We start from the raw sequence: 12464 nt of genomic DNA, 5'->3' as shown, positions 1-12464 counted from the left end.
AGTACATTAACAATCTATCCTGCTCGTATCACTCATCACTCATCACTCATCACTCTCCCCCCTGATGGTTCAATCACCTTGGCTATATTTCTATACTATTTTTTACTCTCTATTTTGTTAAGCAAACGGCTATCTTTAATTTTTGATATTGAAACAGGTTAATCGAGTTATACTTTTTAAGGTGAGCATAGAGGTTAAGGTAAGTGTTTGGTGTTTTCTGCTAAAAATGATGAAATTGGGAAGGCATTGCTGTTAGTTATTTACCCTGTTTTATAAGTAAAACGCATTTAAGCCGATTTCTATTAATAAAACTTTGATACTTTACAGCGCTGTATTATTTTAATTCCTTATTTATACAATGACTTATAGTTATCGCAGTTTTCTTTTTGTTATTTATTTTTACATTTTATGTTACATTTGCGCCGTTGATGCATTAACACTCTTATAATTGTTATTTGATAAGTGTTAACTAACGCATGACGTGATGTTTTTTGACTTTTAAAAGGCCACTTTTTAGTTATTATTCGAGCCTTAAAATTATTTTGCTACTATTTTGCTACAAGCAATGCGGAGAAAAGTTTTGATAAATATCCTGCTGGTCGACGACCATGAATTAGTACGTACAGGAATAAGCCGTATCATTGATGATGTACGAGGCATGAAAGTTATTGGTGAGGCTGATAGTGGTGAAGAAGCCGTTAAGTGGTGCCGTAACAACCATCCTGATGTGGTATTGATGGATATCAATATGCCGGGTATTGGTGGTGTAGACGCAATGCATCGAATTTTGCGTATTAATGAAGATATTAAGATTATTATGCTGACTATGCATACTGAAAATCCTTTTCCTTCAAAAGTAATGCAAGCCGGTGCCGCTGGTTATTTAAGTAAAGCCGCAGCGCCCGATGAAGTATTAGCTGCGATTCGTGCTGTGAATTCAGGGCAACGTTATTTAGCGCCTGAAATTGCACAACAAATGGCACTTTCACAAATATCGCCAACGTCAGATGACCCATTTAGTGTGTTATCAGAACGTGAATTACAGATCATGATGATGATCACTAAAGGCCAGCGTGTTGTTGATATTTCAGAGCAACTAAGTTTGAGCCCAAAAACAATTAACAGTTACCGTTACCGTTTATTTGATAAATTGGGTGTTAACGGTGATGTAGAGTTAACACACTTAGCAATCCGTTACGGCATGTTAGATGCAGACACTCTTTAATAAGCGCTACAAAGGCTTGTATAAAGTCACTCTTGAACGAGTGGCTTATCTTAAAATGGCACCTTGGGGTGCCGTTTTTGTATGAGTGATTTTCCTGCAGAGCAGTTCTTAAAAACCGTCACCACGGATCCCGGTGTATACCGCATGTTTGATAACAAAAACGTTATTATTTATGTGGGCAAAGCAAAAAATCTTAAAAAACGCCTCAGTAGTTATTTCAGCCTCACTCAAAAGCACCCTAAGACACTCGCACTAGTGAGTCATATCGTCAATATTGAAGTGACTGTTACCCATACGGAAACAGAAGCGTTGATCTTAGAGCATAATTTCATCAAGCAATACATGCCTAAGTACAACGTATTATTGCGTGATGATAAGTCTTACCCTTATCTTTTTATCAGCGATCACAAACACCCGCAACTGACGCTAGTACGTACTCAGAATCGTAAACGTAAGGGCACTTATTTTGGCCCTTACCCAAGTGGCGGTGCAGTGCGCGAAAGTTTGCATTTAATGCAAAAACTATTTCCTATTCGCCAGTGTGAAGATAGCTATTACGCCAATCGTTCTCGCCCTTGTTTGCAATATCAGCTGAAGCGCTGTTTAGGGCCTTGTGTTAAGGCCATGCCAGAAACTGAGTATGCACATCAAGTTGAGCTGGCTTCGGAGTTTTTACTCGGTAAAAGTCAGCGTGTTATCGATGTGTTGATCGATGAAATGGAAACGGCTAGCGAAACCCTTGAGTTTGAGAAAGCAGCGTTAAGACGCGATCAAATCCAATCCTTAAAAAGGGTGCAAGAACAACAGTGGGTGAGTGGTGATATCGAGCAGTTGGATGTGCTGGGTTTTGTTTATGAACATGGCATCGCAAGCTTCCATCTACTTTTTGTCCGTCAGGGGCGAATTTTAGGCAGTCGTAATTATTTCCCTAAAGTGCCAAAAAACTCTAACTTCGATGAAATATTAACGGCGTTTTTGAGTCAGTTTTATTTATCGGGGCAAAATGGTCGTGCGATCCCTAAAGAGATCTTACTCAGCGATGACTTTTCAGAGCGTTTCACTTTTACTGAATTGTTTAGTGAATATTGTGGTTATAAAACCACGTTAAAAGTTGAGATGCGTGGCGAACGCGCCAAATTTGTCAAACTCGCTAAACGTAATGCATTGGTTGCATTACAAACACATCTCAGTCAGAAAAATAACGTGCAACAACGTTACCAGTTGCTTGAAGATAAGTTAGATCTTATCGAGCCGATCAAACGCATGGAATGTTACGATATCTCACACATGATGGGTGAAAAAACCGTGGCTTCCTGTGTGGTATTTGACAGAGAGGGCGCTAAAAAATCAGCCTATCGCCGTTTTAATATCACCGGCATTACCCCTGGAGATGATTACGCGGCTATGGGGCAGGTATTAGCACGCCGTTTTAGAGAAAAACAGAGTATCGAAAATATCCCCGATATTATTTTTATCGATGGTGGTTTAGGGCAACTTAACCAAGCTGAAATGATCATTAGTTCATTGGCTGAAAACTTTACTGAAAAATACCCGCTATTGATTGGCATTGCAAAAGGTGAGGGAAGGAAAGCAGGGCTCGAAAAGCTGATATTAGCGGATAGCCATGAAATACTCGATATTAAAAGTGACTCTCCTGCGTTACACCTTATTCAACAAATTCGCGATGAATCGCATCGTTTTGCAATAACAGGGCATCGCGGACAGCGTGATAAAAAACGTCGTACCAGCACCTTAGAAGACATCGCCGGAGTAGGCGCTAAAAGACGTCAGCTACTGTTAAATCACTTTGGTGGCTTGCAGGGCGTGAAAGCTGCCAGTATTGATGAGTTAGCAAAAATTAACGGCATAAGTCTCGCATTGGCTGAAAATATTCATGAAGCCTTGAATTTACAGTAATAAATAACAGGGAAGTATTTGCATTAACAAACAATAAAATGCAAAAATAGCACTTCGACAGCAAGGATTTTTTAATGAATAACATACCCAATATTTTGACAAGTTTTCGTATTTTTTTAATACCTATTTTTGTAATTGTTTATTACCTGCCAGTAGCATGGTCGGCTCCGGTCGCTGCGTTTATTTTTTGGTTGGCAGGCATCACCGATATTCTAGACGGTTACCTTGCGCGTAAATTGAATCAATCAACGCCTTTTGGTGCGTTTTTAGATCCGGTTGCCGATAAAATCATGGTGGCGGTTTCACTGGTGATGATTGTTGAACATTACGCGATTATCTGGGTCACTATCCCTGCGATGATTATGATTTGCCGTGAAATTATTATTTCAGCATTGCGTGAATGGATGGCTGAAATAGGTCAGCGCGCAAGTGTTGCGGTTTCTCGTATCGGTAAAATAAAAACATTTTCACAGATGATGGCGCTATTTTTACTTATTTGGCAATACTCGCCAATGATGGAGTGGGCTGGTTTCGCGTTCATGTTTATCGCAACAGTATTAACGCTATGGTCGATGGTTGTTTACTTAAAAGCAGCATGGCCGGCACTGAGTAGTCAGTAGTCCGCTGAGGTTAGCTAGAAGTCGAATAAACAAACGTTTAGTGTGAAAAATCAGCGAACAGTTGATAATTAGCAAAAAAAGTAACAATGGGTGTTGACTCAATTCAGAAAATCTCTAGAATGCGCCCTATCGAAAGGGAACAGTTACTGTTCCTTCTAGATGGATATTAAATGAAGCGCGGCACTAGCTCAGTGGTAGAGCATAACCTTGCCAAGGTTGGGGTCAAGAGTTCGAATCTCTTGTGCCGCTCCATTTAATATAAAAAATTTGGCGGAATGGCAGAGTGGCCATGCAGTGGATTGCAAATCCATCTATCTCGGTTCGACTCCGGGTTCCGCCTCCAATTTTTAAAGTTTTGCCCGGATGGTGGAATCGGTAGACACCCAAGATTTAAAATCTTGTGCATTCTGTGCGTGCGAGTTCAAGTCTCGCTCCGGGCACCATTTTAGAAAAGCCTCGTATTTATACGAGGCTTTTTTTTTCTTAAGTTTGAAATTTATAATTTCGAATGTAAGACACAGTTTACTTGTGTAAGGGAAACCTTAATAAAGTTGCTGGGATCAAGAGTTCACCTCTTGATAATAGTTTAAATGAAGCGCGGCACTAGCTCAGTGGTAGAGCATAACCTTGCCAAGGTTGGGGTCAAGAGTTCGAATCTCTTGTGCCGCTCCATTTAATCAAAGAATTATTAGTTTAAAAAGTTTTGCCCGGATGGTGGAATCGGTAGACACCCAAGATTTAAAATCTTGTGCATTCTGTGCGTGCGAGTTCAAGTCTCGCTCCGGGCACCATTTTTAAAAGCTTCGTATTAATATGTGGTTTTTAAATGTTAAATACGGTACTAGCACCGTTTGTGAAGTTAAACCTTCCAAGAATTGCTGGAGTCGAGAGTTCTACTCTTGATAAGTTTAGATGAAGCGCGGCACTAGCTCAGTGGTAGAGCATAACCTTGCCAAGGTTGGGGTCAAGAGTTCGAATCTCTTGTGCCGCTCCATTTAAATGAAGTTATTAAAAATAAAATTTGGCGGAATGGCAGAGTGGCCATGCAGTGGATTGCAAATCCATCTATCTCGGTTCGACTCCGGGTTCCGCCTCCAAATTTAAAAGTTTTGCCCGGATGGTGGAATCGGTAGACACCCAAGATTTAAAATCTTGTGCATTCTGTGCGTGCGAGTTCAAGTCTCGCTCCGGGCACCATATTAAAGAAACCAGCTTCTAGCTGGTTTTTTTATGCCTGTAACAAAATAATTTTTGATGCACAAATCAGTGCATCATTTATAGCGTGTGAGTTCCTGTATCGCTTCGGCATGATTTTAGAAAGGCCTCGTATTTATACGAGGCCTTTTTTTTTGCCCAAAATAAAGCACGCACAAAATACAAAGATCTGTGCACCATTAATGGCGTGTGAGTTAAAGTCTCGCTCCGGGCACCATATTAAAGAAACCAGCTTTTTAGCTGGTTTTTTTATGCCTGTAATAAAACACGCATAAAATGCAAAAATCCGTGCATCCATTAATGGCGTGCGAGTTCAAGTCTTGTTCCGGGCGCCATATTAAAGAAACCAGCTTCTAGCTGGTTTTTTTTCGTCTTAAATAAAGCAGCACAAAATGCAAAAAAACAGTGCACCCATTAATGGCGTGCGAGTTCAAGTCTCGCTCCGGGCACCATATTAAAGAAACCAGCTTCTAGCTGGTTTTTTTATGCCTGTAATAAAATTCAAAAACCAGTGCATTAATAGCGTGTGAATTAAAGTCTCGCTCCGAGCGCCATATTAAAGAAACCAGCTTCTAGCTGGTTTTTTTTCGTCTGTAATAAAATCCACAAATCTGCGCATCTCTAGTTTTTCGGATAACGCCATTACCCCCATTTAATTACCCCTTCATTATTTATAACCTCTTGAATCCAAATCCCATTATTGGGAGCTTATGTCTCAATAATCGGATGAAATGATTAATAAGAGTTTCGTATTAAAATAAAAATAAACATAAACAAAATCAGTCAGTTATGTTTTGGCTTGGTTGTTGCTCAACTCCTTATGAACTGTATTATTTATTAAGGATAAAAAATGAAACTAACAAAGTACCTAATAGCGAGCGGTTTGCTAGTAAGCGCCATTATTACCACTGGCTGTGCTAGTACACAAAAAGACGACGCCCTCAGCGTTGATAAAGTCATCATGCACAGTGCCTCTTTAGAGGGCAATGTCATCCCTATTAATACTGAGCGTGAATTGATTGTTGTTTTGCCTCCCTCGTACCACAGTGAGCCGAATAAGACGTATCCGGTTGTTTACCTGTTGCATGGATTAGGCGCAAAGGCTGAGGGCTGGTTCTCAGCGGTAGAAGGGGAACCTAATATCGAAGTGGCGCTACAAAAGCTATACAACGAGCAACAGATAAGCGAGATGATTGTCGTGGTGCCTAATAGTTATAACAAATTTGCGTTAGGCGGTTGGTATAGCAACTCAGCCTCGGGAGGTAATTGGGAAGATTACATTATTAAAGATGCCATTCCTTATATTGATGAGCACTACAGAACAGATGTTGAAAAACGTGGTTTAGCAGGTGGATCAATGGGCGGTTATGGCGCCTTTAGTTTAGCGATGAAACACCCCAAAATGTTTGGGGCAATCTATGCATTAAGCGCTGCACTTGGTGATTCAAGTGGTCGTGATTATATGAGCCGTGAAGATGTGCTATCTGAAGCGAGTATTAACATTCAAAAGAACAAAGATTATTGGACATGGACTGATAGTTATAACTATTCGTTAGCGTTGAGTTTCGCCCCAAATGAGACTGCACCGCTTTATGTTCAACTTCCTTTCAGTCAAACACAGGTTGAGCTTTTTAAAGATAATTCCTTAGATCGTTTACTTGAAGATCACCTTGATGCGTTTAAAAAAGATGCTCCTGCCATTAAGTTTGACGTGGGTACTGGTGACTATTTAAAAACGGAACTGCGCTTGTTTTCTAAGCAGTTAAAAAAAGCAGGTATAGAAGCCGCATACAGTGAATATCTAGGAGGCCACTCGGATAAATTGGGGCTACTTGCTGAGCATGAGATCTTTCAATTTTTCTCAATGTATTTTACCGATACATTGCCAACGACACTACCAGATTCACTATCACAATTAGATTTAACATCATCATTAAAGCCGACTATCGTCACTTTACCTGAGTTTGAAATCACAGCGTCAAAAAATTATGGCCGTGCGGGTAATGCTCAATTTATGGCACAGTGGAATCAATTATTCAGCTTAAACATTGATAGACAAAAGCAGTGTAAAAACAATGCTTATTTAGGGTTTTCCGATTGGGCTAATGATGCATCGGGTAACTTTCATTATTTTGTAGGCTGTGAAAAGAACAAGGGGGTTTCACTACCAGAGGAGCTCAATGAAACTAAAAGGGTACCCACTAATAAGTATGCTGTTTTTACTTATAAGGGGCCTATTAATAACGAGTATTCTAACTTCTTTAGTGCTATTTATCAGCAGTGGCTACCAGCTTCGGGTTATCAGCAGGCGGGGGAGTATAACTTCGAGCTATCAGGTGAAAACTTTACTTATGAAGATGAAAGCGTAGAAATTAGCATCTATGTACCCATAAAGTAATTGTTGATTAAAGCTTGAAGTGAAAATAAAATGTACTTACATTGAGTCGCCACCTATAAAAAAGGTTAAACATGAGCGTATTAGATTGTGCATTGGGCATCGTTATTATTGCTGCAGATGAACTTGGCTGGATAACACTGGCCAATAACAAAGCACAAACCCTGTTTTTAGACCCACAAACCTTAGTCGGCCAATCCACTTATACCTTAGGGTTACATCAACTTTTCGAGCAACCATTAGATGGGCCAATTAGTTTTAAATTTCCCAACGCAAAGGGGCGTTGGCAGTGTTTTCAAGAGAAATTCATCGACAAAGGCGCAACCTATCAGCTCTATTTTATTACCGATGTGAGTCACTTATTACGCATGGAAGAGCTTAAATCCTGGAAGAATTTATTACGGGTTTTAAGCCACGAAATCAATAACAGTTTGACGCCTATCGCCTCACTGAGTCAATCGATGCAGTCATGTGTTAAAGACGATGAAGACTTGTCTGAAGGCTTGCAATTGATTCATCAGCGCGCAAAAAGCTTAGAGTCCTTTATTAAAAGCTACCGCCAATTTACCCACTTACCCACCCCTAAAGTGCGATTAGTGAGACTAGAAAAATTGGTCGAGTGTTGTGTTTCATTGCTCAATGATAAACGTATTCAAATTAGCCATGACGAACACGATGAAATTGCTGTTGATCCGGCGTTATTAGAGCAAGTATTAATTAACTTATTGAAGAATGCGTTGGAAGCCTGTGAACCTGAAACAGGTAAGGTCATCGTCGATATTTGTATTGGTACTGGTATGGAACAACGATCATTAATAGTGAAAATTACTGATAACGGCAAGGGTATCGCTAATATGGCCAATCTATTTGTGCCGCTGTATTCCACTAAAAAGCAGGGCAGTGGTATTGGTTTATTAGTCAGTCGCCAAATCATCGAAGCCCACGGAGGGCAGTTATCACTTGAGAATAACGTCACTTCAAGCGGTGCGGTTGCAACCATCTCGTTGCCAACCAACTAAGCTATCCCTCTTTGAAAATTAATTCGCAGAGGGATATTAACGCTGCTTTAGCTCGCTTGAACATAGTTTGGGTAATCCGTGTAACCGACTTCGTTACCCCCAAAAAGTGTTGCTCCGTCTAAGTCAGCCAGTTCTATTTTCTCTTTTAAACGAGAGACCAAATCGGGGTTTGATACAAAAGGGCGACCAAAGGCGATAAGGTCTGCATAACCTTTGTTGAGCACGTCATCTGCGCGTTGTTGTGTATAGCTACCTGCGACAATAATCGTGTTAGTAAAAATTTCACGTAAGCTAATACGAAAATCATCGGGTATCACTGGCGCATCATCCCAATCTGCTTCAGATAAATGCATATAAGCAATGTCACGTGCTTGCAGTTCTTTTGAGGCTTCCAATATGGTGGGTACAATATCCGGACAATCCATATCTTTAAAAGTGATGAAAGGCGCAAGACGTACACCCACTTTATCAGCGCCAATTTGTTTAATCACCGCATCAACCACCTCAAGTAAAAAACGAAGTCGGTTTTCACGTGTGCCACCATAACTATCGCAGCGTTTATTGGAATTAGTACGTAGAAATTGGTCGATCAGGTAACCATTACCCGCATGAATTTCAACGCCATCAAAACCGGCTTCAACGGCGCGTTTTGCTGCATAAGCAAAGTCATTCACTACACGATTGATATCTGCTTGTGTCATTGCACGGGGCTCAATGCAATCCACCATTTTTCCGTTACCTTGATCATCAGAAATCCAAACCTTTGTTTCAATCGGCGCTAATGCAGAAGGCGCGATAGGTAACTCTCCTCGTTGAAAAGTAGGGTGAGAAACGCGCCCAACATGCCACAACTGGCAAAATATGGCAGCGCCTTGTTGATGCGCCATGTTAGTCACCTGTTGCCAACCTTTCACCTGTTCGTCTGTGTAGACGCCGGGCGTAAATGAGTAACCCTGAGAGTCGTCAGAAATTTGTGTGGCCTCGGTAATAATTAACCCTGCCGTGGCACGCTGTTGATAATATGTCGCCATCATTTTATTGGGAATATTACCCGGCTGGCTGGTGCGCGCGCGTGTCATTGGCGCCATCACAACGCGGTTTTGTAAGGCTAATGCTTTTAGTTTTGCTGCTTGGAATAATTGACTCATGATAAACACCTTTTTAATCGCTTAAAATTCACTATTTGTTTGCTGTTGTTGATAATGGTGCCATTATATTCATTCGTACTGATTTGATAATTGGCTAAAATTCGAAGTCATTATTCGTTAAAACTGAATAATGTAAAAAACTAACAAAAGAGGCATCATGGATAAATTTTCAGATATGGCCATGTTCGTAAGCATTGTGAAACACCAAGGGTTAGCGGCTGCAGGGCGCGACCTAGGGCTTTCGCCTGCTTCTATGACCGCAAGGCTTCAGGCACTTGAAGAGCGCTATGGCGTAAAGTTATTGAATCGAAGTACACGCCATATTGCATTAACGGATACGGGCTCTCTTTATTATCAAGCTTGTCTGGATATTTTGGAGAATGTCGGTGAGGTTGAAAGCCTCATGCAAAATGGCGTCAAAGCAGTAAAGGGCACACTAAAAATAGTGGCGCCAAAAGACGTTGGCAAGCAATACATATTGCCTATTGTGGCGGACTTTTGTAAGCAATATCCCGATATTGTGCCTTATGTTTATTTAGACGATAAAGTCTCTAATATTGCAGAATCAGGGATGGATGTGGTGATACGTTATGGAGAATTAAGCGACAGCAGTTTAATTTCAAGACGTCTATCTGCAAGCCAAAGAGTCCTATGTGCGTCTCCTGAATATTTACAAAAACGAGGCACACCATTAATACCTGGCGATTTGCTTAATCATGATTGTTTGGCGATGTTACGAAATAATGAAGCATTGAAAACATGGCACTTCCAAGCAAAAGGCAATAAAAGTAGCGTCACAGTCGTGCCTAAGCGTTTTTCAGATGATGGTGAAGTTATCAGAGGTTGGGCGTTAGAAGGTGTTGGCATTGCCCTTAAATCAGTACTTGATGTACAAGACGATATTAACCATCAACGCCTTGTCACAATACTCGACGGCTATAGCAAAAACTTCAAAAGCGCGATGAATACCTCAAGCAGCAATTTAAACGTGGTTTATATCAGCAAGCAATATCAACCTAAACGAATCCGCCTATTTTTAGACTTTCTGTTTGAGAATTTCAACGCGACGCCTACAGGAAAAATCGGTGATAATTAGGCTTAGTTATCGCCTCGATGAGCAGTAAACTAGCGAACAAATGTTTAGCGCTACAAGTGTATTAAACGGAAAGAGAACCGTTAGCCATCGCTTCGCGATTATATGTTCTTATTCTTTTCCACTTAGCTGGCTTTATGTTACTTACCCGCCTTCACACTCCGTTAATGAACTTTTACTCTGTTGAATTCGTATGGAATAGTTGAATCAACAGATAATGATGGAGTTACTATGAATCGAATCAATCCTGGAAAGTTACACAATAGTAAATGGACTGCAATAAAGCCTAAAAATAGAGAAAAGCATTTTTTAATATCAGACGTTGAATATGAAGAAGATGGTTTAGTTGCCTCATGCAAGCTTGAAGCTGTTTTGTCTAAAAATGAATATTTAATAGATTGGAAAGAGCTAAAAGATAAGGAAATGTGGATTCAAGGTTGGAAGTAAGCAAAGTGACTTAACAAAAAGCAAAATTGGAGGCCCCAATTTCATCGCCTCAATATTACCTGGAGCAATATTACAGTGGACAACCATTAAAAATGAGCGTGTTCTGTCTTTGCTGTTTATATTTCGAGGTTATCTTGGTAAATGCTCGTGCTCAGATAACTTTTCAAGACTAGGTAATAAAGTGGTGTTTAAGATTTCTAGTATCTTCTCCCTTAACCATAATAATGCTGGGTCACGATCATTTCGGCTGTGCCAAGACATCGAAATAGGACCCGGTTGGATTGAAAAAGGGAGTTTACGCACAATCAGTTTTCCTGATTTCACACTGTTTAAAATAATAGGTAATGGAATGCAGGTAATTAGATCCGTACTTTCAAGTATCTTAGGTAAGTTATCACAATTATTCACCGGCATTGAGATACGTCGATTCAACCCTTTCTGTTTTAAAATACTATCCACACTGCCTTTGGCTTCACCCGATAATGACATTAATAAATGCTCTGCTTGTGCAAAGTTAGTTAAGTCTAAGGGAGTATTCGCAAGAGGGTGGTGCGCACGCATTGCGCATACAACGTGATTATCAAACAGTAATTGGCTATTTATACACTCACTATCCCCTTCAAAATAATCTAATACCATATCAACATCCGCTTCTAATAATAAGCGCTCACCATCAACCTTGTAAGGTACTGCATGAATATTAATACCGGGGGCTTGTTGTTCAATTATCTGACGTAGAGGTAGCCAAAATAAATCAGCCATCCAATCTGTTGATGCGATTCGGAAAGTGCGTTGAATCTTTTTGATGTTAAAGCGTTGAAGGTCCGTTGCAGAACGCATTTTGTGTAATGGTTGCTCGATATTTTTCCATAATTTTTGAGCGCAAGATGTTGGTCGTATTCCTCGACCATGTTTTATAAACAGGGGATCTTTCCACACATGGCGCATGCGTAACAGCGCATTAGAAACTGAAGGCAACGTCAGCGATAGACGCTGAGCGGCTAAGGTAATTGATTGCTCTTGCATAATCGCATCAAAAATCACAATTAGATTTAGGTCTATATTCGCCATCGATTTCCCATAGAAAACTGGTTTTATATAAACTTCATTTAAACACATTGATTATATCAATGTGTAACATCTTATTTATCAATTAGACGATATGTGATGCTTTGCGCACAATCACTTCACAAACAACGCATACAAACCATCAATATAAAAAAGGGAATGAATGATGAAAGCAATTTACTAGAGCAATATGAAAATGCAGATCAGTTATGCTTTTATTTCGTGATAAATGGAAACTAAGTGACGATATAATTAGGCTGAATGCTTAGGTTATAACTGCAGTATTTCTCTTTTCAAATAGATACTTAGGTAATTTC

The 12464-nt window shown here is 40.1% G+C and carries 9 protein-coding genes and 8 tRNA genes; 15 read left to right on the top strand and 2 right to left on the bottom strand.

All coding sequences use genetic code 11. The features are described 5' to 3' along the window. The first annotated feature begins 580 nt into the window (after positions 1-580). The 13 genes from uvrY (at position 581) to CXF74_RS19455 (ending at position 8391) form a co-directional block, all read left to right on the top strand. Positions 581-1225, top strand: coding sequence for a UvrY/SirA/GacA family response regulator transcription factor (uvrY, locus tag CXF74_RS19520; RefSeq protein ID WP_101084200.1), 645 nt, complete (start codon positions 581-583; stop codon positions 1223-1225). 81 nt (positions 1226-1306) lie between these two features. Then, the gene (uvrC, locus tag CXF74_RS19515; protein WP_101084199.1) at positions 1307-3142 is read left to right on the top strand and encodes an excinuclease ABC subunit UvrC; all 1836 of its coding nucleotides are present in this window, start codon (positions 1307-1309) and stop codon (positions 3140-3142) included. A gap of 74 nt (positions 3143-3216) precedes the next feature. Beyond that, positions 3217-3762, top strand: coding sequence for a CDP-diacylglycerol--glycerol-3-phosphate 3-phosphatidyltransferase (gene pgsA / locus CXF74_RS19510; RefSeq protein ID WP_101084198.1), 546 nt, complete (start codon positions 3217-3219; stop codon positions 3760-3762). Positions 3763-3939: 177 nt separating this feature from the next. Continuing rightward, positions 3940-4014, top strand: a tRNA-Gly gene (locus CXF74_RS19505). A gap of 17 nt (positions 4015-4031) precedes the next feature. Then, positions 4032-4105: transfer RNA gene (locus CXF74_RS19500), tRNA-Cys, on the top strand. Positions 4106-4119: 14 nt separating this feature from the next. Beyond that, positions 4120-4205: transfer RNA gene (locus CXF74_RS19495), tRNA-Leu, on the top strand. A gap of 154 nt (positions 4206-4359) precedes the next feature. Continuing rightward, positions 4360-4434, top strand: a tRNA-Gly gene (locus CXF74_RS19490). Between the two features lie 33 nt (positions 4435-4467). Continuing rightward, positions 4468-4553: transfer RNA gene (locus CXF74_RS19485), tRNA-Leu, on the top strand. 128 nt (positions 4554-4681) lie between these two features. Beyond that, positions 4682-4756: transfer RNA gene (locus CXF74_RS19480), tRNA-Gly, on the top strand. 29 nt (positions 4757-4785) lie between these two features. Beyond that, positions 4786-4859, top strand: a tRNA-Cys gene (locus CXF74_RS19475). Between the two features lie 14 nt (positions 4860-4873). Next, positions 4874-4959, top strand: a tRNA-Leu gene (locus CXF74_RS19470). Positions 4960-5827: 868 nt separating this feature from the next. After that, complete coding sequence (locus CXF74_RS19460; protein WP_101084196.1) at positions 5828-7375, top strand: alpha/beta hydrolase-fold protein; 1548 nt, start codon at positions 5828-5830, stop codon at positions 7373-7375. Positions 7376-7446: 71 nt separating this feature from the next. Then, a complete protein-coding gene (locus CXF74_RS19455) occupies positions 7447-8391 on the top strand; it encodes a sensor histidine kinase (RefSeq protein WP_101084195.1) in 945 nt (314 codons plus the stop codon). A 47-nt stretch (positions 8392-8438) separates the two neighbouring features. Here the strand turns inward: CXF74_RS19455 and CXF74_RS19450 are convergent, their stop codons facing one another. Then, the gene (locus CXF74_RS19450; RefSeq protein ID WP_101084194.1) at positions 8439-9539 is read right to left on the bottom strand and encodes an alkene reductase; all 1101 of its coding nucleotides are present in this window, start codon (positions 9537-9539) and stop codon (positions 8439-8441) included. A gap of 157 nt (positions 9540-9696) precedes the next feature. Here CXF74_RS19450 and CXF74_RS19445 point away from each other — a divergent pair, with 157 nt between their 5' ends. Both CXF74_RS19445 and CXF74_RS19440 read left to right on the top strand, forming a co-directional pair. Continuing rightward, positions 9697-10635, top strand: a complete 939-nt coding sequence (locus tag CXF74_RS19445; RefSeq protein ID WP_101084193.1) for a LysR family transcriptional regulator — start codon at positions 9697-9699, stop codon at positions 10633-10635. A 228-nt stretch (positions 10636-10863) separates the two neighbouring features. Continuing rightward, on the top strand, positions 10864-11079 hold the full coding sequence (locus CXF74_RS19440; protein ID WP_101084192.1) for a TIGR02450 family Trp-rich protein: 216 nt from the start codon (positions 10864-10866) through the stop codon (positions 11077-11079). 129 nt (positions 11080-11208) lie between these two features. Here CXF74_RS19440 and CXF74_RS19435 read toward each other — a convergent pair whose 3' ends face one another. Further along, complete coding sequence (locus tag CXF74_RS19435) at positions 11209-12150, bottom strand: LysR family transcriptional regulator (RefSeq protein WP_101084191.1); 942 nt, start codon at positions 12148-12150, stop codon at positions 11209-11211. Between the last annotated feature and the right edge of the window lie 314 nt (positions 12151-12464).

Source organism: Psychromonas sp. Urea-02u-13 (assembly GCF_002835995.1).
Lineage (GTDB): Bacteria > Pseudomonadota > Gammaproteobacteria > Enterobacterales > Psychromonadaceae > Psychromonas.
The sequence above is the reverse complement of the archived record's forward strand: the minus strand, read 5'-3'. Positions and strand labels throughout refer to the sequence as shown.

Coding starts and splice junctions, on each gene's coding strand:
- CXF74_RS19435 (WP_101084191.1), bottom strand. CDS start 12,150: ATGGCGAATATAGACCTAAATCTAATTGTGATTTTTGATGCGATTATG.
- CXF74_RS19460 (WP_101084196.1), top strand. CDS start 5,828: ATGAAACTAACAAAGTACCTAATAGCGAGCGGTTTGCTAGTAAGCGCC.
- pgsA (WP_101084198.1), top strand. CDS start 3,217: ATGAATAACATACCCAATATTTTGACAAGTTTTCGTATTTTTTTAATA.
- CXF74_RS19445 (WP_101084193.1), top strand. CDS start 9,697: ATGGATAAATTTTCAGATATGGCCATGTTCGTAAGCATTGTGAAACAC.
- CXF74_RS19455 (WP_101084195.1), top strand. CDS start 7,447: ATGAGCGTATTAGATTGTGCATTGGGCATCGTTATTATTGCTGCAGAT.
- CXF74_RS19450 (WP_101084194.1), bottom strand. CDS start 9,539: ATGAGTCAATTATTCCAAGCAGCAAAACTAAAAGCATTAGCCTTACAA.
- uvrC (WP_101084199.1), top strand. CDS start 1,307: ATGAGTGATTTTCCTGCAGAGCAGTTCTTAAAAACCGTCACCACGGAT.
- CXF74_RS19440 (WP_101084192.1), top strand. CDS start 10,864: ATGAATCGAATCAATCCTGGAAAGTTACACAATAGTAAATGGACTGCA.